Origin of the sequence: Nonomuraea sp. MG754425 (assembly GCF_021699195.1) — a bacterium.
In the GTDB taxonomy this organism is placed as follows: domain Bacteria; phylum Actinomycetota; class Actinomycetes; order Streptosporangiales; family Streptosporangiaceae; genus Nonomuraea.
Window position 1 is genome coordinate 1 of record NZ_SSXE01000139.1, and the last position, 25,900, is coordinate 25,900.

Sequence of the window (25,900 nt, forward strand, 5' to 3'; positions counted from 1 at the left end):
CCCCGATCAGCCCGACCGCCACCGGCTCCATGCGTGCCCTCCCCGCCCATCCCAAATCTGCCATTTGGGACATTTCCCCAAAGATCGCTCCTTCACCCTCCCACAACCCGCGGCTACGGCCGCGAACGCCACCGCTCGACGGCGTGCTGCGGCCGGTGGGCGAGGGTGCCGGAGTCGAGCACGAGCGTCTGGCCGGTCAGGCAGCGAGACTCGTCACAGGTCAGGAAGGCCACGAGGTGGGCGACGTCCTCCACCGCGCAGGCCCACGGCAGCAGCCGCTCCGCCGCCTTGTCGGCGAGCTGGGCAGGCGTCATGGCCCGCTGGGCGGCCTTGGTGAGCACGAGGGCGGGGGCGACCGCGTTGCAGCGGATGCCGCGCGGGCCGTACATCGTGGCCACGTAACGGGTGAAGCCGATCAGCGCCGCCTTGGAGGCCCCGTACGCCGCGTGCACCGCGTCCCCCACCAGGGCCGACACCGACGACGTGAGGACGATCGCGCCCCCGTCGGGCATGACCGGCACCGTGTGCTTGACCATGAGCATCGCCCCGCGCAGGTTCACCTCCATGGTCCGATCCCAGACGGCCACGTCGAGCGACTCCAGCTCCCGGTCCCGCCCGTACACGGCGGGGTCGAACACGGCCGCGTTGGAGTGCAGGACGTCCACCCGGCCGAAGGAGGCCGCCATCTCCGCCACCGCCGCCTCCACCTGCTTCTCGTCGGAGACGTCGCAGGTCAGCGCCATGCCGGTGCCGCCGCGGGCGCGGATGGTGGCGGCGGTGGCCCGCGCCCCGGCCGCGTTCACGTCGAGCGCGCCGACGCAGGCGCCCTCCTCGGCCAGGCGGGCGGCGCAGGCGGCGCCGATGCCGGACCCGGCGCCGGTCACGAGCGCGACCCGCCCGTCGAAGCGCCCGCTCACCATTCCACCAGCAGGGACGTCAGCCCGCGGCCGACGATCGAGCTGCGGTAGGCGACGTTCTGGCCAGGGGCCAGGCGCAGCCGGGGCAGCCTGCGGCCGAGCACGTCCAGCGCCGTGCGCAGTTGCAGCCGCCCGAGCGCGGCCCCGACGCAGAAGTGGATGCCGTAGCCGAAGACCAGGTGCTCGGCGGCGTTCGGCCGGTCGATCACGAACCGGTCCGGGTCGGGGAAGACGGTCTCGTCGTGGCCGGCCGAGTCGGTGGACAGCAGCACGAGGTCTCCCTCGGGGATCGTCACGCCGTGCAGGCGCAGGTCGCGGGTGGCGTACCGGAAGGAGCCCAGCGAGGCCCCGTCGATGCGCATGCACTCCTCGGAGGCGTTGGCGGCCAGCGCGGGCGGCAGCGGCCAGACGCCCTCGCGCAGCAGCCGCAGCACGGTGTTGCCGAGCTGGTTGGGCACGGTGTCGTTGCCGCCGAGCAGGATGGTGGAGATCAGCTCCACCACCTCCCGGTGCGTCAGCTCGTCACCGATGAGCGAGGTCATCAGCGAGGTGAAGTCGCCCTGGGGGTCCTTGGCGCGGGCGGCGACCAGGCCGTCCACGTAGTCGAGGTAGGTCAGGAAGCTGTCGGCCAGCTCCAGTTGCCGCTGCGGCGGCTGCGGCGACAGGAAGAGCTGGAACCAGTCCTTGACGTGCGAGCGCACGAACGCCTCGTCGGTCTCGGGCACGCCGATGAAGCGGGCGGTCAGCTTGACCGACGGCTCGTGCCCGATCTCGCTGACGAAGTCGGCCCAGCCGCGGGGGGCCAGCCGGTCGAGCAGGTGCTCGTTCAGCCGCCGGAACTCCTGCTCCATGGCCGCCACCGCGCGCGGCGTGAACGCCTTCGACACCGACCGGCGCAGGCGCGTGTGGTCGGGCGGGTCCACGTTGGCCACGAAGCTGGACAGGAACGAGCCGTGCTCGCCCAGCCGCCGCCTCGTCTCGGGGGTCAGGCTGCGCGAGATCGTCAGCGAGCCCCTGGAGGACAGGCCGCGCGGGTCGCCGTACGCGGCCCGCACGTCGGCGTGCCGGGTCAGCACGTACGCGCCCAGGTGCTCGCTACGGAACACCGGGGCCCGCGCGCGCAGCCGGGCGAGGAACGGGTACGGGGCGGCCACGTGCCAGTCCGCGCCGACGTCGAAGTCCTCGGTGTCGAAGTCCTCGGTCATGATGCGAAGATCCTCCGCGGGTTGACGACGAGCATCTGGTGGATCTGGTCGTCCGTGACCCCCCGCCCGCGCAGCGCGGGCAGCACGTCACGGGAGATGTGCAGCAGGTGGTAGCGCGGATGCCGGCGGCGTACGACGTCGGCGTCGAAGCGGTCGTTGAAGCAGTAGGAGTCGTGGCTCAGCACCATCCGCCCCGCGTGCCCGCGCTCGCACAGCTCCGCCACGATCGCGACCCGCTGCTCGAACGGGCTGATCGTCTCGATGCCGAACCGGTCCATCCCCAGGTACGACCCGTTCGCGACGAGCTCCTCCAGGTAGGCCACGTCGGTCGAGTCGCCCGCGTGCCCGATGACCACCCGCCGCAGGTCCACGCCCAGCGAGGCGAGGAGTTTCTGCTGGTCCAGGCCGCCCCTGGAGGCGCTGTGGGAGTGGGTGCTGATCGGCGCGCCGGTCGCCAGGTGCGCCTCGGCGACGGCCCGGAACACCCGCTCGCAGCCCTTGGTCATCCCGAGGTGGTCGGAGGCGCACTTGAGGACGGCCGCCTTCACGCCGGTGCGCCCGATGCCCTCGGTGAGGTCCCGGACGAAGAACCCGGCCAGCCCGTCCGGACCGCCGAACAACGACCCCGGCCCCCGGTTGGCGAAGTACGGCGGCAGCGCGTCGTAGGTGTAGAGGCCGGTGGCGGCCACGATGTTGACGGCGGTCAGCTCGGCCACCCGCTGCACGGCCGGGACGTACCTGCCCAGGCCCACCACGGTGAGGTCCACGATGGTGTCGATGCCCGCGGCCTTGAGCGCGTCGAGCTTGCCGGCCGCCTCGCGCGCCCGCGCCTCCTGGTCCCAGCCCTCGGGGATGTCCGGCCAGTTCCACAGGATCTCCGGGCTCAGCCCGAAGACGTGCTCGTGCATGAGCGTCGCCCCGAGGTCGGCGACCGGGCCCCTCACGGTCTCAGGCACGGGAACCTCGCGTGCTCGAACGGCCGGTTCACCTGGAGGCCGAGCCCGTCGGTCTGCCGGTAGGGCAGGCCGGTGTAGAGGGCGTCGGCGTCGAAGTAGGTGACGGTGAAGGACAGGCGCGGGGTGTCGCGGCGGTTGGCGGGGGCGCCGTGCACGGTCAGGGCGTGGTGCACGGTCGCGTCGCCGGCCTCGAGGTCGAGCGGGGGCGACAGCGCCAGCTCCTCGATCCACGGGTGCTGGGTGAGCTGGTCGTCGCCGGGGCGGGTGAAGCTGCGGCCGAGCACGCCGTGCCGGTGCGAGCCGTCGTAGAAGCGCAGCGATCCCATGTCGGCGGGCACGTCGGACAGGGCCAGCCAGACGGTCAGCATGGCCGAGCGGTCCATCGGCATCCACGGGAAGTCCTGGTGGAACTCGGTGGCGCCGTGCTCGCCCGGCTCCTTGACGAGCAGGTTGGTGACCTGCACGCGCACGGCGCGGACGCCGCGCAGCAGCCGTACGGCGGTGCGGCCCATCGCGGGGCTCATGGCCAGCGCGGCGAACGCCTCGTCGCTCGCCGCGACGTCCCTCGACTGGCCGAACGCCTGGTCGACCGGCGTCCGGTGGCTGGTGGAGCGGGCCCGCAGGTAGCCCGTGGCGCGCTCGCGCAGTTCGGCGGCGACGCCGGGCGGGACGAGCCGGCGCAGGCGCACCCAGCCGTGCTCGGCGAAGAACGCCGCCTCGTCGTCGGTCGCCTGCCGCACCGGTGTCTCCATGGGCCCAGTCTGACATTTGAAGCAAGCGCTTGGTAAGTCCCGATTCGCCGCCCTATCATCCGAGCAGGCAGGCGGCTGGAGGCGACGGTGCGGCGATTCAGGTTCGGAGCGGTGGTGCGGGAGGCCGGGTCGGGCCGGGAGTGGGCGGAGAAGGCCAGGCGGCTGGAGGGGGCCGGGTTCGACGTGCTGCTGACCCCCGACCACCTCGTCGGCCCCCGGTTCGCGCCCATCGCCGCGCTCACGGCCGCCGCGTGCGCCACCACCAGGTTGCGCGTGGGCACGCTCGTGTTCGCCAACGACTTCCGTCACCCGGCCGTACTGGCCAAGGAGGCGGCCACGCTGGACGTGTTGTCCGGCGGACGGCTGGAGGTCGGGATCGGGACCGGCTGGATGGCGGGCGACTACGGGGGCGCCGGGCTGGCCCTCGACCCGCCGGGCGTCCGGATCGAGCGGCTGCGCGAGGCCCTCGCCGTGCTCAACGGCCTCTGGGGCGAGGAGCCGTTCGGCTTCGAGGGACGGCACTACCGGATCTCCGGGCTGGACCAGCGGCCCAAACCGCTCCAGCGGCCCCGGCCGCCGCTGGTGCTCGGGGCGGGCGGCCCCCGCATGTTGCGGCTGGCCGCCGAGCAGGCCGACGTGGTGAACATCGGGACGCGGGTCAGGCCCGACGGCAGCGGCCCCGACGCGAGCGACGGCGGCCTGCGGTCGCTGCTCGCCAAGCTCGCCGCCGTCCGGTCGGCGGCGGGTGAGCGCTACCCGCGGCTCGAACTCGGCACCAGCGTGCTGCAGGTGGGCGAGCGCAAGGCGGAGGAGACGTGGAGCGCGGCCGACAGCGCCGGCCTGGACGAGACGCCGCAGGTGCTCCTGGGCACGCGGCACGACATCGCCGACAAGCTCCGCCACTGGCGCGACGAGCACGACCTGTCCTATTTCGTGGTGCACCACGAGCGGGACCTGGCCGCCTTCGAGCCCGTCGTCGAGGACCTGGCGACCTGAGCCCGCACCTGGACGCGGCCCGGGATCGGCCGTGCCCGATGATGGGACACATGAATGAGATGTTGCTGCTCCGGCATGGTGAGACCGAATGGAGCAAGGCGGGCAGGCACACCGGCCGCACCGACCTGCCTCTGACGGAGCACGGCGAGGTACAGGCCAGGGCGCTCGCGCCCCTGGTGAAGGAGCCGTTCGGCCTGGTGCTGGTCTCCCCTGCCCAGCGTGCCCGCCGCACGGCGGACCTGGCCGGGTTGAGCGGTTACGAGGTGGACGCCGATCTGTGGGAGTGGGACTACGGCGGCTATGAGGGGATCACCACGCCGCGGATCCGCGAGGACCGGCCCGGCTGGTACCTGTGGCGTGACGGCGTGATCCCCGGCGACGCCGAACATCCCGGTGAGAGCGCCGAGGAGGTGGCCGCCCGCGCCGACCGGGTGATCGGCCGGGCCAAGCGGGCCGAAGGACGGGTGGCGCTGGTGGCGCACGGGCACTTCCTGCGCGTGCTGGCCGCCCGCTGGCTGGACCTGCCGCCCCAGGACGGCAGACTGCTGAAGCTGGACACCGGCACCTACTCGCGGCTCGGCTTCGAGCACGCCGAGCGGGTGCTCGTGACGTGGAACGCCCCCGTCTGTTGAACGCCGCCTGTTGAACGCCGTCTGCTGAACGCCTTCCGTTGAACGCCGCCCGGCCTAGACCTTCGCGCGCAGGGCCGACTCGTGCAGGGCCCGGCTCACCAGCCAGCCCCGCAACGAGCCGAGGCCCGGGTCGTAGGACAGCGGCTGCTCCCACAGCGCGCAGAAGACGTGCTGGGTGACCTCCTCCGCGTGCGCCTGGCTGCCGGTGACCTGGACGGCGACGCCGTACACGTACGGGCCGTGCCGGTCGTAGACGTCGGCCAGCGCGTCGAGGTCGCCGGCGGTCAGCCGCGCGCACAGGTCGAGGTCGCTCATCGGTCGCATCCCAGCGTCGCGGCGGCACGGATCAGGTCGCGGGCGAGCGCGGGATCGCCCTCGGCGGCGTACGGGAAGGCGCCGCGCGGCCACCGGTCGGCCAGCAGCCGGCAGAACTCCACGGCGTCGGCCGAGACGAGCACGGCGACGTGGTCGGAGGCCGGGGAGAGCGGGATCGTCCAGGTGCCGCCGCCGGGGCCGGTCAGCACCACGGTGGCGGAGACGTCGCGGCGCGGCCCCTTCATCGCGCGCGGCAGCATCGCCAGGCCGAACCCGGCGATCAGGTGCACGTGCTCCGGACGAGGGGCCCGCCGGGAGCGGTCGGTGGCGGCTCTGATGTCGTCGGCGTGCGTCCACGTCTCGAACGTGCGCTGGATCATGGCCTGGCGCAGCGGGGCGCGGGCCGGGACCGGGCCGGCGCCGGCCAGCGCCACCTCCACGCCCAGCAGCGCCTCGGTGCCGGCCGACATCCGCTCCAGCAGCGATCCGGCCTGCTCCCGCCAGCGCCGGTGGGCCGGGGCGGCGCCCGCGCCGCGCACGCCCACGAGCGTGGCCACGGTCGTGTCGTTGGCGGCCAGGTGCTCGACCAGCCCCCTGACGGTGCCGTGCCGGGCGATCGGGGCCTCCCACTGGGGCGCGCTCAACTCGGCGAGCAGGTCGTCCATGAGCGCGACCTGTTCGGCGTAGGGGGCCGCCACCGTCGCCACGCCCGCCACGGCCGGGCTGCGGCGGCGGCGCGCCGTGGACAGGACGGCCGCACGCAGCGCGGGGGGCGGCTCGACGCTCGCCCCCGGGCGGTCGAGCAGCGCGATGGCGGCGGCGCAGTCGGGGCAGGCGGCGACGTGGTCGTCGGGGCTCTGCCCGTTGGCGAGGTAGGAGTCCGGCATGGCCACCTCCGCAGCCGACGCTAACCCGGCGGGCTCCCTGGCGCCAGGCGGCAGCCGGGGAACGGTGCGAGAAGCGTCTCACGCCAGGGGCCTTCGAGGTAGTCACGGGCCCGTTTCCCCCAGTGCAGCAGCCGCGGGTCCGGTGGCGTCTCGTCGTCGAGGCCGAGTGCCGCGTCGCGGGCGCGCTGGGTGGCGAGGTGGTCGTCGAGGGAGACGGCCCAGACGGTGACCGCCTCGGTGTCGCAGAAGAGCACCTCGTACAGGCCGACGAGGGTGTGGCCGTGCTCGGCGAGCAGCGGGGCCCGTTCGGTGCGCACGGCGTGCAGGTAGTCGAGGGCGGCTCCCGGGCGTACGCGGGCGCTCTCGAAGAGGTAGAGGTCGGCGGCGGGCGCCTCGGCGAGCGGCGGGCAGCCGGGCGCGGCCCCGAGGGGCCGGGAGTAGGCGGAGAAGCGCAGGTCGTCGATGTCGGACAGGAACAGGCGCGCGTCCACGCCCTGGTAGATCTCCATCATCTGCCGCCAGCCGCCCTCCCAGCCCCCGTGGCAGTCCCACAGGGTGACGGCCTTGAACTGGGGGTGGCCGGTGATGCCGACCGCGTAGAAGGCGCCGACGAGGTCGATCTCGCGCGACCTGATGGACGTGCCGGAGGTCAGCTCCGGGGCGGTGCGGGCCTCGTCCTCGCGCTTGTAGCGGGTCAGCCAGGTGAGGTACTCCAGCGGCCGTCTGGAGTTCATCGGCCGGAAGTCGACCTCTTCGAGCAGGTGGATCGCGCGCCGCACCACGCCTCCTCTAGGCACCAAGCGATTGCTTGGCTTCGAGGATAGCGATCAGGTCAGCGCCTGGGAAGGCTGCGGCCCCCGCCCCGTGAGCCACTCCAGGACCCTGCGGTGCCCGGACGCGGCGTCCTCGAAGTGACCCCAGTGCCAGTAACGCGGCTGGTCCCGCAGGCCGGTCACCCACGTGCGGTAGGAGACGGAGGCGCCCGTGGTGGCGGGCGCCACGCCATAAGTGCGAATCACGACCTTGCCGCCCGGCGCGATGAGCACGTCGTCGGCGATCGGATACAGAGTCATCTGGTCGAGCATGACCTGATCATGGCCGGAGGACGAGACCAGGCGGTTACGCCTCCGGCGCGCCCCCGTTACGTGGGCGCGCCGGAGGTAAACATGTTGTTACACGAGCAGGCCGTCGAACTCTCCGTCCTTAACCCCGAGCACCAGGGCCCGGATCTCGTCGCGGGTATAGATGAGGGCGGGGCCGTCAGGGAAGCGCGAGTTGCGCACCGCGACGCCACCGTCGGGGAGCTCGGCGAGCTCGACGCAGTTGCCCTGCGAGTTGCTGTAGCGGCTCTTGCGCCAGGCGACCTGGGTGAGGTCCGCCGCCGGCATGCCGTTGTAGGTCTGGTTCATCTACATCTTTCTGAGAAGTCCGCCGATGAGCTCGACGGTGCCCCCTGGCGTGGTGCTCTCCACGCACAACTGCTCCATGGCCGTGAGGTAAGGGTCGATGTCCTCACGCTTGTCCAGGTACAGGGCACCCCAGAGCTGCTCGACGTAGACAACGTCCGACAGGTCGGACTCGGGAAACCGCAAGATGCTGAACGCGCCCCCTTCGGCGGCATGCTTGCCGAACCTGAAGGGCATCACCTGGATGGTGATGTTGGGAAGGGCGGCGACTTCCAGCAGATGCTGGAGCTGCTCGGACATGACCTCCCGCCCGCCGATGGTCCTCTTGAGCGCCGCCTCGTCGATGACGGCCCACAGGCGGGGTCCGTCTTTCCGGGTGAAGCGCTCCTGGCGCTGCATGCGCATGTGCACGCGCCGTTCGATTCTGTCGGGACTCGCATCGGGATTGCCGAGCTGGAAGACCGATCGCGCGTAGGAGGCCGTCTGCAGCAGGCCCGGCACGAACTGCACCTCGTAGGTGCGGATCACGCTGGCCGCCTCCTCCAGGCCGACGTACGTGGTGAACCACGACGGCAGCTCGGCCGAGTACTTGTGCCACCACCCGGGGGTGTTGGCCTCGCGAACCATCTCCAGCAGGGCACGGCGTTCGGCATCGTCGACGACGCCGTACAGGGTGAGGAGGTCTTCCACGTCACGTGTCTTGAAGCCCACGCGGCCGAGCTCCATGCGGCTGATCTTGGACTCGGACGCCCGGATGTGGAATCCGGCCTGTGCCCGGTCAAGTCCGCTGGCCTCGCGGAGGCGCCTGAGGCTCGCCCCCAGCATGATGCGCCGAACGGTTGAACCGGTCCCGGGCGGATCAATCGACACGTGCTGCTCCTTGGTCGTTTCCTTGCAACACGGTGGGCCGCGCCGTTCTCGGCGGCGCCACCGCACGTAGTGAAGCGCACCCGCAGTTTGCCGCTTTTGGTCGGTCCACCGCAGGGTGGCGGAGTATGCACCTACAGTCTGTCACTTCACGGCCGAAAGATCATGGGCCGCGGACAAGATCCCCTTTCCCCCATATTGACCTTTTGGGGGAAACCGTAGCGCTTGCACGAGATGTCTGCACGTGCATTCGCTCTTGCACCTGCACGAGAGTTTGAAGCAGAATGATCACGTGCAATCCACCACGGCACACGGCCAGTGGACCACGTTCGATTGGTGGCCCCCCGTCGGCTGGTGGCCGGAGGCGGCCGGCGATCTGCTGGTCCCCGGCCCGTCCGCGAGTGCCACGTTCGTGCTCCCGCCCACCGCCTCCTCGGTCCACTCCGCCCGTAGTTTCACCGCCGGCGCGCTGGCCGGCTGGGGGCTCGGCGAGCTGGCCGACAACATGGAACTGGTGGTCTCCGAGCTCGCCACCAACGCGTTGCGCCACGGCCTGTGCCTCGACGACCCCGGCCGGCAGCACAACGTGCACCTGTCCCTCGTGCGCCGGGGGCCGCTCGTCACCAGCGCCTTCACCGATCCCGGCGCCTCGGTTCCGGTGCTGCGATACCCTGGCCCCCTCGACACCGGCGGCCTCGGACTCCACATCGTCGAATCACTCAGCCTCCGCTGGGGCTGGTCCGCGCTCGCGCCACACGGAAAGATCGTCTGGGCAGTCCTCTCCTGACCGGGGGTGATCTGCATTACCGTGGATGGTCATGGCTCACGGTGAGTCCCGCGCCGACCCCATGAGAGTGCTGACCGATGGAAGATCACCTGCTCGGCTGGCTACGAACACTCGACGAGGACCGGCTTGGGCGCGTCCTGGCGAACAGGCCCGACGCCATCGCCGCACCCTGGCCCCGGCGGCTCGACACCCTGGCCCAGCGCCTCGGCAACGGCGTGGCCGCGATCGACACCCTGCGCCGTCTGCCCTTGCCCTGCCTGCAACTCGCCGAGACCGCCCTGGCCATGACCCGCCCCACCGCCGAGACCCTGGCCCGCTTCCTCGACAGCCCGCCCGAGGAGGTGACCCCCTGGCTCGGCCACCTCTACGACCACGCGCTGGCCTGGCCCGACGACGACGGCGTCGTCCGCCTGGCCGAGGGCCTCACCCGCTGGTGGACCGCGCCGCTCAGCCTCGGCGAGCCCCTCGACCACTACCTGAACGCCTGGTCGATCAGCAACGACGTGCTGCACTCGCTCGCCCGCTCCCTCAGCCTGCCCGTGCAGGGCAACAAGCGCCGCATGATCTCCCGCGTCGTCGAGGCGCTCAGCGACGTCGACCGCATCAGGGCGCTGATGCACCACGCCCCCGAGGGCACCGTGCCGCTGCTCGACCGGTTCGCCTGGGACGGCCCCGCCCTCGCCGTGGACGGCGCGCGCTTCGTCACCCCCGGCACGCCCGAGCGCTGGTCCGCCGACCACGGCCTGCTGTTCCGGCCGAGCTGGCACAAGGCCGAGATGCCGCGTGAGGTGGCGATCTGCCTGCGCGGCTCCGGCTACCACCCGGCCTACCGGCCCGACGCGCCCGAGGTGGCCACCATCCCGGTCGACCCCGAAGAGGTCGACCACCTGATGACGCTGGCCGCCCCGCACGTCGTGGAGCGCTGCTCGGCCCTGCTCGACAACACCTCCAAAACGCCGCTGCCGCTGCTCAAGACCGGTGGCGTGGGCGTGCGCGAGGTCCGCAGGATCGCCAAGGAGACCGGCTGCGACGAGGACGAGACCCGGCTGCTGCTCGAGGTGTGCGCCGTGGCCAGGCTGCTGGCCTGGGACGAGCCGTCCGGCGGCATGATCCCCACCGCGCGCTTCGACCGCTGGCGGCTCGACGAGGGCTCGGCGCGGCTGCGCGTGCTGCTGGCGGCCTGGTGGCGGATGGAGCGCTCCTCGCTGCGCAAGATCGACGGCCGCTACGGCACCGTGCTCGGCGACGACCCCGCCGGCCCCGTGGTCGCCCAGGTGCGCAGAGCCGTGCTGGCGGTGCTGGCCCACCTGCCGGCGGGCACGGCGTTCGCCGACCGCGACAGCCTGATGGCCAACGTCCACTGGCACGCTCCGCTGATCGACAGGGACCTGCTGCGCGAGTGCGCGCCCGCCGTGCTCGACGAGGCCGGGCTGCTCGGGCTGCTGGCCAACGACGCGCTGACCGACCTCGGCCGGGCGCTGGCCGGGCTGACCACCGGGCCGGGCGACGAGCACGACGACGCCGTCCCCATGGTCGAGCACGATCCGCTGCTGGCGGAGGCGGCCACCAGGGCGCTGGCCAGCGTGCGCAGGAGCGCGCTGTTCGGGCCCGACCTGACCGCGGTCGTCACGGGCCCGCCGTCGGCGGAGCTGGCCGCGCTGCTCGACCGGTGCGCCGACCGGGAGTCGCGGGGCGCGGCCTCGGTGTGGCGCTTCACCACCCCGAGCGTGCGGCGGGCGCTCGACGCCGGCTACGACGCCGACGACCTGCTCGACGAACTGGCCGCGGTCGGCACCATCCCGCAGCCGCTGGAGTACCTCGTCCGCGACACCGCCCGCAGGCACGGCGAGGTCACGGTGAGCACGGTCGGCTGCGTGGTGCAGGCGGCCGACCCGGCGCTGCTGTCCGAGATCGCCGCGAACCGGCGGCTGAGCCGGCTGGGGCTGCGGCTGCTGGCCCCTACGGTGCTGGTCAGCGGGGTGCCCGCCGAGCGCACGCTGGCGGCGCTGCGCGAGGTCGGCTACTCCCCGGTGCCCGTCTCCGACACCGGCGAGATCACCATCCACCGGGCCAGGCCCGAGGAGAGCCCGCACGGCAAGCTCATCCTGCTGCCCGGGGGCCAGGTGGCGGAGCTGTCGGACTTCCCCGGCATGACCGAGTACGACGCCCCGCCCCACATGCTCCTGGAGCCGGCGCCCGACCCGTACGAGCACGCCCGCCGCCTCGTCGCCGCCGGGAAGGCGGACGACGAGCGGAGCGGGCGCACCTGGGCGATCATCGGCCGGATGGCGACCAGGCTGCCGACGGCGCAGCAGTCGCTGCTCGGGTTCGTCGTCGACCGGGGCGTGCGCGCCGGGATCACGCTCACCGGCGGGCTGACCGCCACCATCAGCCACGGCGAGCTCAAGGGCGGCGCGCTGGACGCCTGGTGCGAGGAGGCAGGCGACTACCTGGAGTTCCCGCTCGCCGAGATCATCGAGGTGCGGGGCGCCTACTGAGGCGGCCCGGAGGCCCGCCGCCGGGTCGCCGCCTCCTCCTGACCTCGCGGCCCGCGGGTCGTTCAGAGCGCGGCGCAGCGGCGCACCGCGAGCAGGGCCAGCGCCCGCGTGACCGCGTGCAGCTCGCTCAGCTCGACCTGTTCCCTGGGCGCGTGCGCGAACCGCACGTCCCCGGGGCCGTAGTGCAGGGTCGGGATGCCGCCGGCCGTGTACAGCCGCAGGTCGCTCCCGTACGGCGCGGCGGTCTCGGTGGGCCGCGCGCCGGTGACGTCCTCGACGGCCCGGCCGACCTGGCCGAGCAGCTCGTGCCCGGCGGGCAGCCGGCCGCTGGCGAACTGCCCGCCCGGCCAGCTCACCATGGGCGGGTTGGCGCGCAGCCACGGGTCGGCCACCTCGGCGACCGCCTCCTCGAAGGCCGCCCGCGCCGCCGCCGGGTCCTCGTCCAGGCGCACCCCGAGCCGGCCCTCGGCGATCAGCAGGTCGGGCACGGTGCTGGCCCAGTCTCCCGAGCGCACGGTGCCGACCTCGATCGGGTACGGCATCGTGTTGCCCGCGAACAGCTCCGGCACGTCCCGGTTGCGCTCGGCCTCCAGCCGCCGGATCGCCTGGAACACCGGCCAGAACGCCTCGATCGCGTTGACGCCCTCGTACCGGGTGGCGCCGTGCGCGGCCCGGCCGGCGATCTCCAGCCGGAACGTCAGCGCGCCCGCGTTGGCGGTGATGACCGCGCCGCTGGTCGGCTCGGTGATCACGGCGGCCTCGGCCGTGTGCCCCCTGGCCAGGGTGGCGAACGCGCCCAGCCCGCCGTCCTCCTCGCTGATCACGCAGTGCACGGCCAGCGGCCTGGCCAGCCGGACCCCGGCCTGCTTGATCGCGCGGGCCACGGCCAGGTTCGCGACGAGGCCGGCCTTCATGTCGCACGCGCCCCGCCCGTGCAGGACGTCGCCGGTGATCCGGGCCGCGAACGGGTCGCTGCCCGCCCACTTGGCCAGGTCGCCGGTCGGCACGACGTCCACGTGACCCTGGAGGGCCAGCGCGGGCGGGCCCTCACCGCCCGGGGTGACGGCCACGACCCCGTACCCCTCCTGCCTGGGGGCCTCGGCGCCGGGGAAGCCGGGACGGGCGGTCAGGTCGGCGAGGTCGAGTTTCCAGACGTCCACGTCCATGCCGGCCTCGGTGAGCAGGCGGGCGAAGCGGTGTTGCAGGTCGGACTCGGCGTCCGTGCCGGTCACGCTGGGCACCCTGACGGCCTCGGCCAGCAGGTTCACGGTTCCGGCCGCGTCGATGGCGTCCAGGACCCGGGTCTCGATCGCCGCGCTGGAGCGCGTCACACCGTCATGCATGGTGCACACCTTCTCATGAACCCGGTGCCCGCCTTGTGGCGATACAGGGTGTGCGTACCTGGATGAGCTGGACAATGGTCGTGCCCTTCGCCGCGTGGGCGGTGGTGCGGCTGAGCGGGTTCGAGCCGGACTGGCCGTGGGTGCCGCTGGTGGCGGGGACCCCGTACGCGGCGGTCGCGGCCGTGGTCGCGCTGGCGCTGGCCTGCGCGCTGCGGCGCTGGGCCGCGGGCGCGGTCGCGCTCGCGACGGTGCTGGCGCTGACCGCCGTGCTGCTGCCGCGCGGGCTCCCGGACGGCAACCCCGTCGCCGAGGGGCCCGCGCTGCGGGTGCTGGCGGCCAACCTCATGGTCGGCGAGGGGTCCACGGCCGGGCTGATGGCCCTGGTCGAACGGCTGCGTCCGGACGTCCTGACGTTGCAGGAGCTCACCCCCGACGCCATGCGGCGGCTGGAGGAGGCCGGGCTGCGCCGCACGCTGCGGCACGCCGTGACCAGGCCGCTGACCGGCGTGGGCGGGTCCGCCGTGTACGCGCGCTTCCCGCTGAAGCCCGCCCGATACCTCAAGATCGGCTCGTTCGGCCAGGTCGGAGCGCTGCTGACGCATCCTGACGGGACGCGGGTCGAGGTCGTGTCCGTGCACCCGTGCGCGCCCAAGCGGCTGGGGCGGCAACCCTGCTGGCAGGCGGGCCTCGACGCGCTGCCCCGGGGCGGCGGTGACACCCTGCGGGTGCTGGCCGGCGACTTCAACGCCACGCTCGACCACCTGCCGATGCGTGCGCTGCTGGACTCCGGCTACCGGGACGCCGCCGACGTGACGGGGGCGGGCTTCCGCGGAACCTGGCCGCAGTTCGGGTCGTGGCTGCAGGCGCCCCCGGTGACCATCGATCACGTGCTGGCGGACGCGCGGATGGCGGTGCTCGATTTCCGGGTGCTCTCGCTGAACCGCACCGACCATCGTCCGGTGTTCGCCGAGCTCAGGTTGCCGTGACCGGGCCCGGGGCGATCCGGACGTCGGTGAAGCGGGCGGCGAAGCCCTTGCCGGCGGGCGCGGCGGCCATGGCTCCGGCGAGCACCGCCTCGCCCGGCGGGAAGTAGGCAAGGCGGAGCATGGTCTCGGGCGGCGCGCCGTCGAGGCCGTAGCGCACGGTGACCGCGTCGCCGGTGCGCTCCAGCTCGAACGTCACCCCGCTGACCGCACGGCTCAGGGGCAGCACCGACCAGTCGGAGAACTGCCTGGTCACCACCGTGCTGAGGTGGTAGCCGCCGTCGACGTACTCGACGCCGGCCTTGATCCAGTCGTGCTCCCCGATCCGCAGCACGGCGCCGGCCTGGTCGTACTGCTCGGCGTACTCGCCGGAGAAGGTGACCGTCAGGCGCAGGTCGCCGGCGAGGGTGCGGCCGAACAGATGGGCGTTGTCGTTGACGTAGCCGTAGTGGGTGGTGCGCCACAGGTCGGTGCCGGCGTCGCAGAACAGGCTCAGGCCGTCGTCCACGGTCCACTGCCTGGGGGCGTTGAGCCACTGCCAGCCGGTCTCACCGAAGGCCATGATCATGACCGTCATCCTGTCACGGCCGCGCCGGTCACGGTAAGTGGCCGGTCCGGGAGTCATGGGGGACCGTACGTCCGGCTGCTCGTAAACTTGGGCCCGTGCTAGAGCCCAAGTTCGAAATTCAGATGCTGCACGACCGAGTCATGATCAGGTTGGAGCAGGAGGCCGCGGAGCGGCGCAGCGGCTCCGGGATCGTCATCCCCGCGACGGTCAAGATGGCCAACCGCCTGGCCTGGGGCGAGGTCTGCGGCGTCGGCACGAACGTGCGCTCGGTCAAGGTGGGCGACAAGGTGCTGTTCAACCCCGAGGAGCAGTTCGAGGTGGAGGTGCACTCCAAGATCTACCTGGTGATGCGCGAGCGCGACCTGCACGCCGTGGCCACTCAGGAGACCGACCACGGCACCGGCCTCTACCTCTGATCCGCCACCCGTGAAAGGCCCGTCAGCGGGCCCCGTCAGCGGGTTTCGGCGGTGCGGCTGAAGGTGAGCCACAGGTCGGCGTCCCATGTCCGGGCGGGCAGGGCGGCCAGCACGCGGGTGACCTTGCCACGCAGGTCGAGCACCGACAGGCGATAGGCGCCGCCCTGGGGCAGCACGGCGATGACGTGGCTCTCGTCCCACCAGCCGAAGACCGCCTTCGGCCGGGCGGCGACCTGCTGGACGATCTTGCCGGTGGCCGGGTCGACCAGGCAGAGGTCCTCGTCAAGCCGCGACGGGCACCAGGTCATCAACCGCTTGCCCGAGGGTGAGAACGCGTCCTCGGGCCCGGTCGGCAGGCCGACGCCGGCCCACGTCCGCAGCACGGCCCCGTCGGAGACCCGGTAGACGCGCAGGCCGGTGCCGTGCCTGGAGACGAGGTCGCCGTCGGGGCTCCACCAGAAGCCGGCCCGCGCGCTCAGGCCAGAGACGCGGACCGTGCGGGCGGTCTTGGAGACCACGTCCACGATCGTGAAGCCGAGCGCCTGCCACGTGCCGCTCACCTTCCGCTCGACCGTGAGCGCGACGCGCCTGCCGTCGCGCGACCACGAGACGTAGGAGGCGGTCAGCGGTTTCTTGACGGTGGAGATCCGGCTGACACGCCCGGTGGCCCGCTCGGTCACGACGAGGCCGTCGTTTCCGGACCGGTACGCGGCGGCCACGCCGGCCGTCCACCGGTTGCCCGGCGAGACGGACACCTCGGACAGTGCCTTGTCCCAGGTGAAGGCGTTGCCGGTGGCCGAGCGGAGGTAGGTGTGCTTGGTGCCGAGCCCGAAGGCGGCCAGGCGTACCGGATCATCGGCCTGTTCACGATATTTCACGCCACCGGTGCCGGGCAGCGTCAGGTCCGCCCGCGCGGGCAGGACCGCCAGGGCGGGGGCGGAGAGCGTCAGGGACAGCGCGACGGCGATTTCAGCGATCACGCCCGCAGAATAGACAGCGAATCACGAGATTCCCGGCGAGAATAACCACCGGGTCTGGATCCGGCCGGGCTCAGCGGAAGCTCTGGGCGATCTCGATGACGTCGATGCCGAGCGTGCGCAGGCCGAAGTAGACGATCACGCCGGCGGCGGCCACGGTGACGACCAGCACGACGATCCGCAGCAGCCAGCCCTGCCGCTTGTACCACTCGGTCCAGGCGTGCAACGTCTGCTTGCCGAACTCGAGCACCCGGTGCGCCCAGTGGAACTCCGTGGACAGCACCGCCAGCCCGGCGAACACCACCAGCCACCCCGGCCCGGGGAACGGCACCATGATGAGCCCGCCCACCACCATGACGGAGCCGATCACACCGACCACGATCTTCAGCGTCAGCGCCCCCGTGCGGGTGGAGCGTACGCCGTCCAGCCAGCCGCGGAAACCCGAACGGCGTTCGGGCATGCTGGAGCGGTCGGCGGCCTCGTCCTTGAGCACGTCGGCGTCGCCGGTGTCGGAGTTCGGTATCGGCACAAGTCCCCCCGGCAGTCGGTGTGCACCCCAGGATAGGGCCCTCTCCACGTGGTCACTCGCAGGCCACTTACCAGCCGGAAAACGCCGCATCCGGTAAAATTTCCTGTGCTATAGGCTGTCTTCCGGCAAACATCGGTTAATGTCTGTTATGCCCGACGTTCTGCTCCGCACGGTCACCGGCCCCGTACGCGTGGCCGCCATCGAGGGTCCCGTCCTCCCCCACGAGCACCTGCGCACCGACATGCGCTGGGCGGTCGGCATCGACTCCGATCCGTACCGCTGGCTCGACGAGGAGATGACGGTCAGCGCGGAACTCCGCGAGCTTCGCCAGGCACCCGAACGGCTCGGCCTCATCGTGGACCTGACCTGCATGGGCATGGGCCGCGACGCCGCCGCCCTGGCCCGCGTCGCCGCGGGCAGCCGGGTGCCCGTGATCGCCTCCACCGGCCTGTTCGCCGAGCCGTTCACGCACACCGGCGACGCGGACGTGGACGCCCTCACCGCCCGCCTGATGGAGGAGATCCTCAGCGGCGTGGACGGCACCGGCGTCTTCCCCGGCGTCATCGGCGAGGTCGGCTCCTGGGGCACCGAGCCCACCGCGCGCGAGGAGCGCTGCCTGGTCGCCGCCGCCCGCGCCTCCCTGCGCTCGCGACTGCCCGTCGCCACCCACGGCAAGAACGGCCTGGCGCTGCTGGAGATCCTGCTCGGCCAGAACCTGCCGGGCTCGCGCATCGCCGTCGGCTACGCCGGCACCGACCTGGGCGCGGCCAGGAAGATCGCCGAGGCGGGCGCGTACGTGAGCCTGGGCGCCCTGGGCCTGGGCTCCGAGCAGGCGGCCCGGCTCGTGCTGGGTCTCGTCGAGGACGGTCACGCCGAACGCCTGCTGGTCAGCACCGGGCTGAGCCGGGTCGCGCAACTGCGCCGCTACGACGGCCCCGGGTACGCCCACCTGTTCCGTACGCTGCTGCCGCGCCTGCGCGAGGCGGGCGCCGGCGAGGACGTCATCCGCCTGATCACCCACGACAACCCGCTGCGCTGGCTGACCGAGGGGCTGTCCGCCTGACCTCCCCCTGACAAGATCATCTTGTCGGACCGGCGGCGGGGCCGCACGTCGGGAAAGCTCGCTAGGATCGGGGCAACACGAGCCTGAGCGGGTGGGGGATGGCGAGCGACGACACGCGGAGCACCGGGCGCGGGCGTCCGCGCCGGCCGCTCGCCACGCTGTCGCGCCTGAGCCGGCTGGGTGACGTGCCCGTCGTCATCATGCTGGCGTGGGCCGGGTGGCTGGCCGTCCCGTGGTCGTTCAGCGGGCTCGCCCAGGCCCGCGCCGCCGCCGCGGCAGCCGCCGCCGAGGCCGAGACCCCGCAGCCCCGGCTCTCCGCCACCGGCCAGGAACAGCCCCGCCCGCCCGCCGACCAGGCACGCTTCCGCTCGGCCGGCGCGGGACATGCGCCGGTCACGGAGCAAGCCGACCAGGCACGCTTCCCCGCGACCGGCGCGGGACCTATGCCCGTCTCGGCGCAGGCCGACCAGGCGCGCTTCCGCTCGGCCGGCGCGGGGCAGGGTGAGATTCCCGGGGCGCTGCCGGAGGGGCGGTGCGCGGCTGCGACGTGGGGCATCCCCGCCGCCCGCGCCGTCCCGTTCACGACGCTGCGCCCCTCACCCGGCGACGGCACCGCACCGGCCGCCGGCCCTCCCCCCGTCTGCGCACCGGACGCCAGCGGCGGCGCTCCCGCCGCCTTCGTGCCGGACCCCGCCCGTGGCGCGACGGGTGCCGACGAGGCGGTGGCGCGGGAGCGGGCCAGGATCGCCGGTGAGGTGCACGACGCGGCCGGGCACGGCCTGTCCGCCATCGCCCTGCAGGCCGGGCTCGCGCTCGTGACCCTCGACGACGACCCCGAGCAGGCCCGCGCCTCGCTGCGGGCGATCAGGGAGACCAGCACGACAGCGCTGGCCCACCTGCGGGCGGCCCTCGACGGCATCGACCCGCCGGCGGGCGACCTGGCCGGCCTCATCGACGGCGTCCGGGCGGCGGGCCTGCCCGTGGACGTCGAGCCCCCGGTGTTCGCCGTGCCCGCCCCGCTGCGGGCTCCCGTCTACCGGGTGGTCCGCGAGTCGCTCACCAACGTGCTGCGGCACGCGGGCCCGACCAGGGCGCTGGTGCGCGCGTCCGGGAGCCCGCACGGGTTCGTGGTGGAGGTCGCCGACCGCGGCGTGGGCCGCACGGGCTCCGGTGAGGGGCGCGGGCTGGCCGGGATGCGCGCCGGGGTGCGCGAGGCGGGCGGCCACCTCACCGCCGGTCCCCGGGAGGGCGGCGGCTTCCGAGTGGTGGCCAGCTTCCCCCAGGTCCAGGCGTGATCGGCGCCGGAACTCCGCCGGACGACGCCGCGATCAGGGTGGCCGTCGCCGACGATCAGGCGGTCGTCCGGATGGGGCTGCGGGCGCTGCTGGACCGCGAGCCGGGCATCGAGTGCGTCGGCGAGGCGGGCGACGGGCGCGAGGCGCTGGCGCTGCTGCGCCGCACGCGTCCCGACGTCCTGCTGCTCGACATCCGCATGCCCGGCATGGACGGCCTGGCCACGCTGCGGGCCGTCGCCGACGACCCCGCCCTGCGCGGCACCCGCGTGGTCGTGGTGACGACGTTCGCCGTCGACGAGTACGTCTTCGCCGCCCTCCAGGCCGGGGCCAGCGGCTTCCTGCTCAAGGACAGCGCCCCCGGCGAGCTGGTCAACGCCGTGCGGGTGGTGGCCGCCGGGCAGGCGCTGCTGTCGCCCGCGATCACCAGGAAGGTCATCGGCCTGTTCGGCGGGCGCGGCGACGCCGCCCCGGTCGAGGGCATCGCGACGCTCACGCCCCGCGAGCGGGAGCTGGTGGCGTGGGTGGCCACCGGTCGCTCCAACGACGAGATCGCCAGAGAGCTGACGATCAGCCCCGACACCGTGCGCACCCACGTCAGCCGGGCCATGGTGAAGCTGCGGGCCAGGGACCGGGCGCAGCTCGTGGTGTTCGCGATGCGGGCCGGGCTCGCGCTGCCCACCTGACCGCGGCCCCTACCGCAGGAAGCCCGCGTAGTTGCGCTGCTGGAGCTGGGACTCGATCTGCTTCACCGTGTCCAGGCCGACACCCACCATGATCAGGATGCTGGTGCCGCCGAACGGGAAGTTCTGCTGCGTCCCCGGGTCCCGCAGGATCGCGAACGCCACCAGTGGCAGCAGCGCCAGCACCGCGAGGTAGGCGGCCCCGGGCGCGGTCAGCCGGCTCAGCACGTACGCCAGGTAGGCGGCCGTCGGCGGTCCCGGCCGGATGCCCGGCACGAAGCCGCCGTGCCTGCGGATGCCGTCGGCCACCTCCGCGGGGTTGAAGGTGATCGACACGTAGAAGTACGCGAAGGCGACGATGAGCAGCACGTACACCGTCATGTAGAGCGGATGCGTCCCCGAGGTGAGGTTGAGCTCCACCCACGCCCGCGCCTGCGGGCCCAGCAGCGGGGCGGCGAGCGACGGCAGGTACAGCAGGGACGAGGTGAAGATGACCGGCACGATGCCCGCCTGGTTCACCTTGACGGGGATGTAGGTGCTCGTCCCGCCGTACATGCGCCTGCCGACCAGGCGCTTGGCGTACGAGACGGGCACCCGCCGCTGCGCCTGCTCCACGAACACCACGGCGGCCACCAGGAACACCCCGGTCACGATCATCACCACGAAGCTCACCGGGCTGAGCACGAAGATCTTCGCCAGGTAGCCTGGGAAGACGGCCACGACCTGGGTGAAGATCAGCAGCGACATGCCGTTGCCGAGGCCGCGCTCGGTGATCAGCTCGCCCATCCACATGACCACGCACGTCCCCGCCACCATGGTCACGACGATGACCAGCGCGGACAGCAGGCCGTCGTCCCGCAGCAGCGGCTGGGGGCAGCCGGGCAGGAGTTGTCCGGTGCGGGCGAGGGCGACGACGGTTCCGGCGTTCAGCACGGCCAGGCCCACCGTGGCGTAGCGGGTGTACTGGGTGATCCTGGCCTGGCCGTGCTGACCCTCCTTCCTGAGCGCCTCCAGCCGGGGCACGACCACGGCGAAGAGCTGCATGACGATGCTGGCGGTGATGTACGGCATCACGCCGAGCGCGAACACCGACAGTTGCAACATGGCGCCCCCGGAGAGCATCTGCACCATGTCGAACAGGCCGCCGCTCGCGCTTCCCACGCACCGGCGCACCGCCACCACGTCCACGCCGGGGGCGGGCAGGAGCTGTCCCAGCCGGAACAGCACGATGATCCCAAGGGTGAACAGCAGTTTCCCGCGCAGGTCCGGTGTCCGGAGCATCCTGGTCAAGACGGTCAGCATGGGCACCGAGTCTGCTCGTCGCGGCGCGGCCGGTCGTCCGCCGAGACGAGGCGCCCGCGTACGCGGATCCGCGTACGACGGCGATGGGGCTACGGTGATCGGGTGAGCACGGTCTGGGTGATCAGCGGCCCGCCGGGGGCGGGCAAGTCCACGGTGGCGGCCGAGTTGCTCGCCCGCCTGTCCCCCGTGCCCGCCCTGCTCGACAAGGACGCCGTGTACGGCGACTTCGCGGCGGCGGTGCTGCGGGCGCACGGCCGTCCCGACGGTGAGCGGGAGGGTCCCTGGTACGACGAGCACGTCAAACGGCACGAGTACGCGGGCCTGACCAGGATCGCCAGGCAGATCCGCGAGCACGGCTGCCCGGTCCTGCTCGACGGGCCGTTCACCGCGCAGGTGCACGACGCCGGGCGGTGGGCGCGGTGGGTGGCGGAGCTGGGCGGCCCGCCGGCACGGCTGCTGTGGGTGCGCTCCGACGGGCCGACGCTGCGCGCGCGGCTGACGGCCAGGGCGCTCGGCAGGGACATGGGCAAGCTGGCGGCGTTCGAGCGGTACCTGCGCGACATCCGGGTGGACGAGCCGCCGGTCGTACCGCATCTGGAGATCGACAACCGGCCGGGCGCGCCGTCGATCGGGCGGCAGCTCACGGCGGCGGGCATCCTCGGCCGGGCCCCGGAGCAGCCGGGTCAGGTCACCAGGTAGGCGTCGTCGCGGACGTCGAGGACGGCCATGTGGCCGGGCAGGTGGCCGATCGCGAACTCGACGCCGCCGGCCAGCACCGCCGCCTGCGGCGTCACCCCGCACGCCCAGAACAGCGGCACCTCCCCCGCCCGCACCTCCACCGGGTCGCCGTAGTCGGGCCGGGCGAGGTCGCCGATGCCGATCGCGGCCGGGTCGCCGGTGTGCACGGGCGCGCCGTGCACCATCGGGTAGCGGCCGGTGACCTCGACGGCGGTCTTCACCAGTTCCGCGGGGACCGGCCGCATCGACACGACCAGGGGCCCCGACAGGTTCTCGGTGGAGCGGCAGGGGACGTTCGTGACGTACATCGGCACGTTCGTCCCCGCCTCCAGGTGGCGCACCGGCACCCCGGCGGCCAGCAGCGCCCGCTCGAAGGTGAAGCTGCAGCCGATGAGGAACGGCACCAGGTCCGCGCGCCATTCGGCCGTGACCTCGTCCTGGTCGGCCACCGCCCGGCCGTCGCGGTAGAGGCGGTAACCGGGCAGGTCGGTACGCAGGTCGCCGGCGAACAGCCGGGTGGACCACGCCCCGGGCTCCCCGACGTCGAGCACCGGGCACGCCTGCGGGTTGCGGCGGGCGAACAGCAGCAGTTCGTCCCGCAGGCGGCTGGGCACGGCGATGAGGTTGGCCTGTGTCCAGCCCCGGCACCAGCCGGCGGTGGGCACCCGCTCGCCGGTGCGGAACCGTTCCCGCGCCTGCGCGGGGCTCAGGTCGGCGACGTCCACGCACCGAGGTTACGGGCGGCGCGTCCGCCGGTCCACCTGACGGGCGGCGGTTCCGGTCAGACGGGTTTGACCGGTTCCCTGGCCCGCTCGTCGTACGCCTGCCTGGCGGCGATCACGTCGTCGGCGTGCTCGCCCGCCCAGTCGCCGATGGCCCGCAGCACGCCGACGCCGCTGTGGCCCAGCTCGGTGAGCTCGTACTCGACGCGGGGCGGGATCGTCGGGTAGACGGTGCGCGTGACCAGGCCGTCGCGTTCCAGGTTGCGCAGGGTCTGCGAGAGCACCTTCTGGGTGAGGCCGTCGAGGATCCGGCGCAGCTCGTTGAAGCGGCGCGGGCCGTCGAGCAGGGCGCCCATGACCAGCCCGGACCACTTGTTGGTGAAGATGCCGAGCACCGTGCGGGGCTTGCACGCGCGCAGGAACGCGGCGGCGCCGCCGAAGCTCCGGATGTCGGGAAAGGTGGTATCCATCAGGTACCTGAATACCGAAAAGGTGCCTTCTTCACAAGAGGTACCACTGCTGAGCAGCATGTCTCGCATGACCGAGAACATGCGCGCGATCGTTTACCGTTCGTTCGGCGAGCCCGAGGTGCTGGAGCTCGCCGACGTCCCCCGTCCCGAGCCGCTGCCGCACGAGATCCTGGTGCGGGTGAAGGCCGCGGGCGTCAACCCGCCGGACTGGAAGTTGCGCCGCGACCCCTACCGGCCGGAATACGCCGAACTGCCGCGCATCCCCGGCTGGGACGTCTCCGGCGTCGTCGAGGCGGCCGGCGACTACGTCGGCCGGTTCGAGCCGGGCGACGAGGTGTTCGGCATGCCCAACTTCCCGAACCACACCGGGGCCTACGCCGAGTACGTGGTGGCCAGGCCGCGGCAGTTCGCGCTCAAGCCCCCCGGGATCTCGCACACCCAGGCCGCCGCGCTGCCCATGCCGGGGCTGACGGCCTGGCAGGCGTTCTCCGACATCGCCGGCGTCTCGCCGGGGCAGCGGGTGCTCGTGCACGCCGCCGCGGGCGGGGTCGGCCACCTGGCCGTGCAGCTCGCCAAGCTGCGCGGCGCGTACGTGATCGGCACGGCACGCGGCCACAAGCACGCGTTCGTCCAGGAGCTCGGGGCGGACGAGACGATCGACTACACCGCCGTGGACTTCGCGTCGGCGGTGTCGGACGTCGACGTGGTGCTCGACATGGTGGGCGGGGACTATCCGGCCAGGTCGCTGCCGCTGCTGCGGCCGGGGGGCGCGTTCATCGCGGGTGCGGGGATCACGCCCGAGGCCATGGCGGCGTACACGGAGGCGGGGCTGCGGCACGGCAGGTTCAGCGTGGAGCCCGACCACGCGGCGCTCGCCGAACTGGCCGCGCTGCTGGCCGACGGCTCGCTGACCGTGCACGTGGACCAGGTCTTCCCGCTCGCCGAGGCCGCCAAGGCGCACGCGCTGATCGAGAGCGGCGACTTCGTCGGCAAGCTCGTCCTGGAGATTTGACATCCCTCCCCGCGTCAACCTAAGTTGACTCTCATAGAAGTCAATCAAAGTTGACGTGAGGGGGTTTTCGTCCATGGACGCGTTGTCCGTCGCGGTCGCGGCGAACCTGCCGGTGATCCTCTGGGGTGCGCCGGGGACCGGGAAGACGTCCGCCGTGCTGGCGCTCGGGGAGCGGCTCGGGCTGCCGGTGGAGGTCGTGGTGGGCTCGATCAGGGAGCCGAGCGACTTCGCCGGGCTGCCGGTGCCCCGGGACGGCGAGACCTGGTTCGCGCCGCCCCGATGGGCCGAACGGCTGGCGGCGGCGGGCACGGGGATCCTCTTCCTCGACGAGCTGACCACCGCCCCGCCCGCCGTGCAGGCCGCCATGTTGCGGGTGGTGCTGGAGCGCGTGGTCGGGGACCTGACGCTGCCGGCGTCGGTGCGCATCGTGGCCGCCGCGAACCCGCCGGACCAGGCCGCCGACGGGTGGGACCTGTCGGCGCCGCTCGCCAACCGGCTCGTCCACCTGAACTGGGAGGTGAGCGCCGAGTCGGTGGCGGCGGGGTTCATCGGCGGCTTCTCCGCGCCGTCCGGCTCGCCGGCGCGGGCCGGGGCCCGTGCGGTGCGACAGGCCCGCGCGCTGGTGGGGGCCTTCCTGCGGGTACGGCCGGAGCTGGTGCTGGCGGTGCCCGACCGAGGCTCTCGGGGGTGGCCCAGCCCGCGGACGTGGGAACTGGCGGCGACCGCCCTCGCCCACACCGGCCCGCTTACTGACGACGCCCGCCCCGCTGCCGCCGGCCCGGCGAACGGTACGTCCCATGCGACCGGCCCGGCGAACGGTGCGTCCCATGCGACCGGCCCTCACTCCGCGAACGGCGCGCCCGGTGCGGTCTCCCGCGCTCACGGCTCCGCCTCCGCAACCGGCGCCCACCCCGTAACCGGCCCTGTTTCCCCGATCGGCCTCGCAAGCGACACGATCGCCGCGCCGCCGTCCGGTGCGGCCGGGGTGGAGACGGCGCGGCCCGGGATGGAGCGGGCGCGGGCCGAGCTGGTGGTCGGGGCGGTCGGGGAGGCGGCCGGGTTCGAGCTGCTGTCCTGGCTGCGGGACCTGGACCTGCCCGACCCCGCGACCCTCCTCGCCGACCCCTCCGCCCCGCTGCCCGACCGGGTGGACCGCCTGCACGCCGTCCTCGGCTCGGTGGTGGCGCACGTGACCGCCGACGGGAGCGCGGAGGCGTGGCAGCGAGCCTGGACGGTGCTCGGCCGCGTCTCCCTGCGCACCCCCGACGTGGCCGCCACGGCGGCCCGCGCGCTCGCCGCCCGTCGTCCGCACGACGCCGTCCTGCCGGCGACGGTGCTGGAGCTGGCCCCGGTCCTCAGGTCCGCGGGGCTGATGCCATGAGCGCACCGGAGGATCGCGACCGGCCCGCACCCGGAGAACCGGCGCGTGGGGAACCCTCATGCGAAGCACCGGCACGCGAGCAGGCGAAGACCATCGCCCGGCGGGCGGCGGCCGAACGTTTCGCCGGGGCGCGGTTGTGGGCCGCCGCGCGCGCCCCGTACCTCGCCTCCGCCCTCTTCGCCCTGACCCCGCTCCCCCACGAG

The 25,900-nt window shown here is 73.1% G+C and carries 30 protein-coding genes; 13 read left to right on the plus strand and 17 right to left on the minus strand.

Annotated elements, in window-relative coordinates; translation table 11 throughout:
* Positions 1 to 113 precede the first annotated feature (113 nt).
* From FAF44_RS36845 to FAF44_RS36860, 4 genes are read right to left on the minus strand one after another with little or no spacing between them, the layout of a single operon-like run.
* Entirely contained in the window at positions 114 to 920 is an 807-nt protein-coding gene (locus FAF44_RS36845; RefSeq protein WP_237107972.1) for an SDR family NAD(P)-dependent oxidoreductase, read from the minus strand.
* A complete protein-coding gene (locus FAF44_RS36850) occupies positions 914 to 2,122 on the minus strand; it encodes a cytochrome P450 (RefSeq protein WP_237107973.1) in 1,209 nt (402 codons plus the stop codon). The genes FAF44_RS36845 and FAF44_RS36850 overlap by 7 nt, the downstream gene beginning before the upstream one ends.
* Positions 2,119 to 3,078, minus strand: a complete 960-nt coding sequence (locus FAF44_RS36855) for a phosphotriesterase (RefSeq protein WP_237107974.1) — start codon at positions 3,076 to 3,078, stop codon at positions 2,119 to 2,121. The genes FAF44_RS36850 and FAF44_RS36855 overlap by 4 nt, the downstream gene beginning before the upstream one ends.
* Entirely contained in the window at positions 3,063 to 3,830 is a 768-nt protein-coding gene (locus tag FAF44_RS36860) for a phytanoyl-CoA dioxygenase family protein (protein ID WP_237107975.1), read from the minus strand. Before FAF44_RS36860 ends, FAF44_RS36855 begins: the two co-directional genes overlap by 16 nt.
* An 87-nt stretch (positions 3,831 to 3,917) precedes the next feature.
* On the opposite strand from FAF44_RS36860, the gene FAF44_RS36865 reads away from it, so the two are divergent.
* Together FAF44_RS36865 and FAF44_RS36870 are read left to right on the plus strand one after the other, a co-directional pair.
* Positions 3,918 to 4,826 carry a TIGR03621 family F420-dependent LLM class oxidoreductase gene (locus tag FAF44_RS36865; protein WP_237107976.1) on the plus strand — a complete coding sequence of 303 codons (909 nt, stop codon included), beginning with the start codon at positions 3,918 to 3,920 and terminating at the stop codon, positions 4,824 to 4,826.
* Positions 4,827 to 4,876: 50 nt separating this feature from the next.
* On the plus strand, positions 4,877 to 5,458 hold the full coding sequence (locus FAF44_RS36870) for a histidine phosphatase family protein (protein WP_237107977.1): 582 nt from the start codon (positions 4,877 to 4,879) through the stop codon (positions 5,456 to 5,458).
* A 54-nt stretch (positions 5,459 to 5,512) separates the two neighbouring features.
* On the opposite strand, the gene FAF44_RS36875 is transcribed toward FAF44_RS36870, so the two are convergent.
* The 6 genes from FAF44_RS36875 to FAF44_RS36900 form a co-directional block, all read right to left on the minus strand.
* The gene (locus tag FAF44_RS36875) at positions 5,513 to 5,773 is read right to left on the minus strand and encodes a sigma factor (RefSeq protein WP_237107978.1); all 261 of its coding nucleotides are present in this window, start codon (positions 5,771 to 5,773) and stop codon (positions 5,513 to 5,515) included.
* The gene (locus tag FAF44_RS36880) at positions 5,770 to 6,660 is read right to left on the minus strand and encodes a maleylpyruvate isomerase family mycothiol-dependent enzyme (RefSeq protein WP_237107979.1); all 891 of its coding nucleotides are present in this window, start codon (positions 6,658 to 6,660) and stop codon (positions 5,770 to 5,772) included. Before FAF44_RS36880 ends, FAF44_RS36875 begins: the two co-directional genes overlap by 4 nt.
* Positions 6,661 to 6,680: 20 nt before the next feature.
* Positions 6,681 to 7,439, minus strand: coding sequence for a hypothetical protein (locus FAF44_RS36885; protein WP_237107980.1), 759 nt, complete (start codon positions 7,437 to 7,439; stop codon positions 6,681 to 6,683).
* A gap of 48 nt (positions 7,440 to 7,487) precedes the next feature.
* Entirely contained in the window at positions 7,488 to 7,733 is a 246-nt protein-coding gene (locus FAF44_RS36890) for a hypothetical protein (RefSeq protein WP_237107981.1), read from the minus strand.
* A gap of 99 nt (positions 7,734 to 7,832) precedes the next feature.
* Complete coding sequence (locus tag FAF44_RS36895; RefSeq protein WP_148437918.1) at positions 7,833 to 8,069, minus strand: DUF397 domain-containing protein; 237 nt, start codon at positions 8,067 to 8,069, stop codon at positions 7,833 to 7,835.
* A complete protein-coding gene (locus FAF44_RS36900) occupies positions 8,070 to 8,891 on the minus strand; it encodes a helix-turn-helix transcriptional regulator (RefSeq protein ID WP_237107999.1) in 822 nt (273 codons plus the stop codon).
* A 334-nt stretch (positions 8,892 to 9,225) separates the two neighbouring features.
* On the opposite strand from FAF44_RS36900, the gene FAF44_RS36905 reads away from it, so the two are divergent.
* Positions 9,226 to 9,720 (plus strand): ATP-binding protein, encoded by a 495-nt coding sequence (locus FAF44_RS36905; protein ID WP_237107982.1) that lies wholly within the window; start codon positions 9,226 to 9,228, stop codon positions 9,718 to 9,720.
* A gap of 77 nt (positions 9,721 to 9,797) precedes the next feature.
* Positions 9,798 to 12,218 carry a helicase-associated domain-containing protein gene (locus FAF44_RS36910; protein ID WP_237107983.1) on the plus strand — a complete coding sequence of 807 codons (2,421 nt, stop codon included), beginning with the start codon at positions 9,798 to 9,800 and terminating at the stop codon, positions 12,216 to 12,218.
* A gap of 62 nt (positions 12,219 to 12,280) precedes the next feature.
* Here the strand turns inward: FAF44_RS36910 and FAF44_RS36915 are convergent, their stop codons facing one another.
* Positions 12,281 to 13,561 (minus strand): ArgE/DapE family deacylase, encoded by a 1,281-nt coding sequence (locus tag FAF44_RS36915; protein WP_237107984.1) that lies wholly within the window; start codon positions 13,559 to 13,561, stop codon positions 12,281 to 12,283.
* Positions 13,562 to 13,623: 62 nt separating this feature from the next.
* On the opposite strand from FAF44_RS36915, the gene FAF44_RS36920 reads away from it, so the two are divergent.
* Complete coding sequence (locus tag FAF44_RS36920; RefSeq protein WP_237107985.1) at positions 13,624 to 14,547, plus strand: endonuclease/exonuclease/phosphatase family protein; 924 nt, start codon at positions 13,624 to 13,626, stop codon at positions 14,545 to 14,547.
* On the opposite strand, the gene FAF44_RS36925 is transcribed toward FAF44_RS36920, so the two are convergent.
* The gene (locus FAF44_RS36925; RefSeq protein ID WP_237107986.1) at positions 14,534 to 15,112 is read right to left on the minus strand and encodes a DUF1349 domain-containing protein; all 579 of its coding nucleotides are present in this window, start codon (positions 15,110 to 15,112) and stop codon (positions 14,534 to 14,536) included. The two genes, FAF44_RS36920 and FAF44_RS36925, sit on opposite strands and share 14 nt — an antisense overlap.
* A gap of 95 nt (positions 15,113 to 15,207) precedes the next feature.
* Here FAF44_RS36925 and FAF44_RS36930 point away from each other — a divergent pair, with 95 nt between their 5' ends.
* The gene (locus tag FAF44_RS36930; protein WP_237107987.1) at positions 15,208 to 15,528 is read left to right on the plus strand and encodes a co-chaperone GroES; all 321 of its coding nucleotides are present in this window, start codon (positions 15,208 to 15,210) and stop codon (positions 15,526 to 15,528) included.
* Positions 15,529 to 15,563: 35 nt separating this feature from the next.
* On the opposite strand, the gene FAF44_RS36935 is transcribed toward FAF44_RS36930, so the two are convergent.
* Complete coding sequence (locus FAF44_RS36935; RefSeq protein WP_237107988.1) at positions 15,564 to 16,508, minus strand: hypothetical protein; 945 nt, start codon at positions 16,506 to 16,508, stop codon at positions 15,564 to 15,566.
* A gap of 70 nt (positions 16,509 to 16,578) precedes the next feature.
* Positions 16,579 to 17,034 (minus strand): TIGR02611 family protein, encoded by a 456-nt coding sequence (locus FAF44_RS36940; protein ID WP_237107989.1) that lies wholly within the window; start codon positions 17,032 to 17,034, stop codon positions 16,579 to 16,581.
* Positions 17,035 to 17,182: 148 nt separating this feature from the next.
* Here FAF44_RS36940 and FAF44_RS36945 point away from each other — a divergent pair, with 148 nt between their 5' ends.
* The 3 genes from FAF44_RS36945 (at position 17,183) to FAF44_RS36955 (ending at position 20,075) form a co-directional block, all read left to right on the plus strand.
* Entirely contained in the window at positions 17,183 to 18,097 is a 915-nt protein-coding gene (locus tag FAF44_RS36945) for a phosphotriesterase (protein ID WP_237107990.1), read from the plus strand.
* A gap of 98 nt (positions 18,098 to 18,195) precedes the next feature.
* Positions 18,196 to 19,392 carry a sensor histidine kinase gene (locus FAF44_RS36950; protein WP_237107991.1) on the plus strand — a complete coding sequence of 399 codons (1,197 nt, stop codon included), beginning with the start codon at positions 18,196 to 18,198 and terminating at the stop codon, positions 19,390 to 19,392.
* The gene (locus FAF44_RS36955; protein WP_308193444.1) at positions 19,389 to 20,075 is read left to right on the plus strand and encodes a response regulator transcription factor; all 687 of its coding nucleotides are present in this window, start codon (positions 19,389 to 19,391) and stop codon (positions 20,073 to 20,075) included. Before FAF44_RS36950 ends, FAF44_RS36955 begins: the two co-directional genes overlap by 4 nt.
* Before the next feature lie 9 nt (positions 20,076 to 20,084).
* Here the strand turns inward: FAF44_RS36955 and secY are convergent, their stop codons facing one another.
* Positions 20,085 to 21,374: a preprotein translocase subunit SecY gene (secY, locus tag FAF44_RS36960; RefSeq protein ID WP_237107992.1), complete on the minus strand. Its 1,290-nt coding sequence runs from the start codon at positions 21,372 to 21,374 to the stop codon at positions 20,085 to 20,087.
* A 102-nt stretch (positions 21,375 to 21,476) separates the two neighbouring features.
* On the opposite strand from secY, the gene FAF44_RS36965 reads away from it, so the two are divergent.
* A complete protein-coding gene (locus FAF44_RS36965; protein ID WP_237107993.1) occupies positions 21,477 to 22,073 on the plus strand; it encodes an AAA family ATPase in 597 nt (198 codons plus the stop codon).
* On the opposite strand, the gene FAF44_RS36970 is transcribed toward FAF44_RS36965, so the two are convergent.
* Positions 22,058 to 22,837, minus strand: a complete 780-nt coding sequence (locus FAF44_RS36970) for a putative hydro-lyase (protein ID WP_237107994.1) — start codon at positions 22,835 to 22,837, stop codon at positions 22,058 to 22,060. The two genes, FAF44_RS36965 and FAF44_RS36970, sit on opposite strands and share 16 nt — an antisense overlap.
* Before the next feature lie 56 nt (positions 22,838 to 22,893).
* Entirely contained in the window at positions 22,894 to 23,304 is a 411-nt protein-coding gene (locus tag FAF44_RS36975) for a helix-turn-helix domain-containing protein (RefSeq protein WP_237107995.1), read from the minus strand.
* Positions 23,305 to 23,371: 67 nt separating this feature from the next.
* Between FAF44_RS36975 and FAF44_RS36980 the strand changes: the two genes are divergently transcribed.
* The 3 genes from FAF44_RS36980 to FAF44_RS36990 form a co-directional block, all read left to right on the plus strand.
* Entirely contained in the window at positions 23,372 to 24,316 is a 945-nt protein-coding gene (locus FAF44_RS36980) for an NADP-dependent oxidoreductase (RefSeq protein ID WP_237107996.1), read from the plus strand.
* 73 nt (positions 24,317 to 24,389) lie between these two features.
* A complete protein-coding gene (locus tag FAF44_RS36985; protein WP_237107997.1) occupies positions 24,390 to 25,697 on the plus strand; it encodes an AAA family ATPase in 1,308 nt (435 codons plus the stop codon).
* Positions 25,694 to 25,900, plus strand: a 207-nt coding sequence (locus tag FAF44_RS36990; RefSeq protein WP_237107998.1) for a hypothetical protein, incomplete at its 3' end; no start/stop codon positions are given. The genes FAF44_RS36985 and FAF44_RS36990, both read left to right, overlap by 4 nt.

What these genes read in the sequence shown, in the direction of transcription:
- FAF44_RS36845 (WP_237107972.1), bottom strand. Translation starts at nt 920, where the DNA reads ATGGTGAGCGGGCGCTTCGACGGGCGGGTCGCGCTCGTGACCGGCGCC.
- FAF44_RS36850 (WP_237107973.1), bottom strand. Translation starts at nt 2,122, where the DNA reads ATGACCGAGGACTTCGACACCGAGGACTTCGACGTCGGCGCGGACTGG.
- FAF44_RS36860 (WP_237107975.1), bottom strand. Translation starts at nt 3,830, where the DNA reads ATGGAGACACCGGTGCGGCAGGCGACCGACGACGAGGCGGCGTTCTTC.
- FAF44_RS36870 (WP_237107977.1), top strand. Translation starts at nt 4,877, where the DNA reads ATGAATGAGATGTTGCTGCTCCGGCATGGTGAGACCGAATGGAGCAAG.
- FAF44_RS36875 (WP_237107978.1), bottom strand. Translation starts at nt 5,773, where the DNA reads ATGAGCGACCTCGACCTGTGCGCGCGGCTGACCGCCGGCGACCTCGAC.
- FAF44_RS36880 (WP_237107979.1), bottom strand. Translation starts at nt 6,660, where the DNA reads ATGCCGGACTCCTACCTCGCCAACGGGCAGAGCCCCGACGACCACGTC.
- FAF44_RS36890 (WP_237107981.1), bottom strand. Translation starts at nt 7,733, where the DNA reads ATGACTCTGTATCCGATCGCCGACGACGTGCTCATCGCGCCGGGCGGC.
- FAF44_RS36895 (WP_148437918.1), bottom strand. Translation starts at nt 8,069, where the DNA reads ATGAACCAGACCTACAACGGCATGCCGGCGGCGGACCTCACCCAGGTC.
- FAF44_RS36900 (WP_237107999.1), bottom strand. Translation starts at nt 8,891, where the DNA reads ATGCTGGGGGCGAGCCTCAGGCGCCTCCGCGAGGCCAGCGGACTTGAC.
- FAF44_RS36910 (WP_237107983.1), top strand. Translation starts at nt 9,798, where the DNA reads ATGGAAGATCACCTGCTCGGCTGGCTACGAACACTCGACGAGGACCGG.
- FAF44_RS36915 (WP_237107984.1), bottom strand. Translation starts at nt 13,561, where the DNA reads ATGCATGACGGTGTGACGCGCTCCAGCGCGGCGATCGAGACCCGGGTC.
- FAF44_RS36920 (WP_237107985.1), top strand. Translation starts at nt 13,624, where the DNA reads ATGAGCTGGACAATGGTCGTGCCCTTCGCCGCGTGGGCGGTGGTGCGG.
- FAF44_RS36925 (WP_237107986.1), bottom strand. Translation starts at nt 15,112, where the DNA reads ATGATCATGGCCTTCGGTGAGACCGGCTGGCAGTGGCTCAACGCCCCC.
- FAF44_RS36945 (WP_237107990.1), top strand. Translation starts at nt 17,183, where the DNA reads ATGCCCGACGTTCTGCTCCGCACGGTCACCGGCCCCGTACGCGTGGCC.
- FAF44_RS36950 (WP_237107991.1), top strand. Translation starts at nt 18,196, where the DNA reads ATGGCGAGCGACGACACGCGGAGCACCGGGCGCGGGCGTCCGCGCCGG.
- secY (WP_237107992.1), bottom strand. Translation starts at nt 21,374, where the DNA reads ATGCTGACCGTCTTGACCAGGATGCTCCGGACACCGGACCTGCGCGGG.
- FAF44_RS36975 (WP_237107995.1), bottom strand. Translation starts at nt 23,304, where the DNA reads ATGGATACCACCTTTCCCGACATCCGGAGCTTCGGCGGCGCCGCCGCG.
- FAF44_RS36980 (WP_237107996.1), top strand. Translation starts at nt 23,372, where the DNA reads ATGACCGAGAACATGCGCGCGATCGTTTACCGTTCGTTCGGCGAGCCC.
- FAF44_RS36985 (WP_237107997.1), top strand. Translation starts at nt 24,390, where the DNA reads ATGGACGCGTTGTCCGTCGCGGTCGCGGCGAACCTGCCGGTGATCCTC.